Source organism: Pseudomonas sp. 5Ae-yellow (assembly GCF_014077575.1).
Taxonomy (GTDB): Bacteria; Pseudomonadota; Gammaproteobacteria; order Pseudomonadales; family Pseudomonadaceae; genus Halopseudomonas; species Halopseudomonas neustonica.
Genome location: NZ_JACGWE010000102.1, coordinates 1 through 1,617 on the forward strand (window position 1 = coordinate 1; position 1,617 = coordinate 1,617).

Consider the following 1,617-nt stretch of genomic DNA (forward strand, 5'->3'; position numbering starts at 1 on the left):
CTTCATACACGATCTGACGCGCTACCGGGGCTGACCTTGGCAAATGTTCGGGAAATCGCCTCGCCCAAGAGCGCTGTGCTTAGGCCTCCAACATACGGAAAGTGTTTTTACACACTCTGGGCCAGAAGCTGCCACTCAGGACCATCCTGTCCGGTTGGCAAAAGCGGCTTCGCCGAAGCCGGCCAGTGGCTTATGGGGCCTCAGGCTGAATCAATGTGGAAATCATATGCTTGATGGTTAGGTTAGCCAGTTTTGCTCCTAATCCGGAGAAATTATCTTGGTTGGGCCTGACATGGATCGCATCATTATAGATTACCGCCAGCAAAAAATAGATTTCAGGGACGGCGGCTCCCGCAGACTGAGCGAATTGTAATTTGTTGACGGTTTTGTGTGTTGATAGGAACCTTTCTTGGAACTCTTCCGCCAATAAATCGAAGCTTAATTGCTCTACCTGTCGGCGCACGCCACTGCAAACCGCAAGGGGGTCGAAACCCTTACCTTCAACATATCTCTGCATATGATTGGCACAATGTACTGAAAATTGAGACGCCGTGGCCAGCCCAGCGGGGAGCCCAAGGACCTGAAACTCGTTAGATAGATCCATGTCGTCAGAGTGGAAGTGCAGGAAGTACTTCGAGATTGCATCCGATATGGTAGGATTATCTCGTTTAGAAATCATGCTTTCGACCGCTTTGTCCGCGACCTGAATTTTGTTTAGGTAGCAAACTTTCTGATCGCTAAAAGTAAAATTCCTGAAAAATCCAGGATTTAAATGAGTCATAATTAATGGGAAAATCTGGCGCCCTTCAGACTTTAATTCCGCAATCATTTGTGTCAAGTAATACTGGCAGGCAACCAGATTGGCGTCATCTAGATAGTCAAATATTTCATCAATGACTAAAATAATGGCCTTGTTTTTCTTGAGTTGCAGCTTGGCCTTTTTCAACTGAGCTACAAAGCAAATGATATCTCGCTCTCCGTTGGAAATCTGATTTGCCTTCGGAAAGGCAATCACAAGTCCATCAGCTGTTTCCTTTGGCTGAATATTACGCCAAGTGCCTTTCAGCGCAGAGAAGTCCTCAACGTAGGCCGCTTTTTCGAACGCGTAATTAGCGCGCTTCCCTGCCCTATTAAAGGCTGCCTTGTCGCTGGCGTGAATATCACCAATCTGCAAGGCCGCGAGGATGGCCTCAATTTTCGAAGCATAGTTTAATCCGGATTCCGCGAAGGCTGCCAAAATGCCGCTAACAAAGTCAATGGCTGACACCGCTTGTATTGCTTCATCCTCAACACTGGCAAGAATTTTATCCGAACTTCCAGTTCTGGCGTTGATCTCATCTTGTATAGCTTTTATAGCCTTCTTAACACCGGCCTGATCCTGTTTAGTAAAATCGACCTGATTCCAAATTTTGGCCATCGCGCGGTTGTCGACGAGAAGGTTGGAAATGTTTGGCAATACCTTCCCATTTTTCCCGAAGCCACCTTTTGCTACTGACCTTTCCCCCAAATTCCACGCCATGAACTCGATGAGATTTCCAGCTAACCTAGCAAGATGGAGATCTCGATATGAAGAAGACGCGATACACCGAAGAGCAGATCATCGGCGCTATCAAGGAG

At 47.1% G+C, this 1,617-nt stretch carries 1 protein-coding gene; it reads right to left on the reverse strand.

The features are described from left to right. Positions 1-190 precede the first annotated feature (190 nt). Positions 191-1,519: a hypothetical protein gene (locus tag H4J77_RS19405; RefSeq protein ID WP_182250094.1), complete on the reverse strand. Its 1,329-nt coding sequence runs from the start codon at positions 1,517-1,519 to the stop codon at positions 191-193. Between the last annotated feature and the right edge of the window lie 98 nt (positions 1,520-1,617).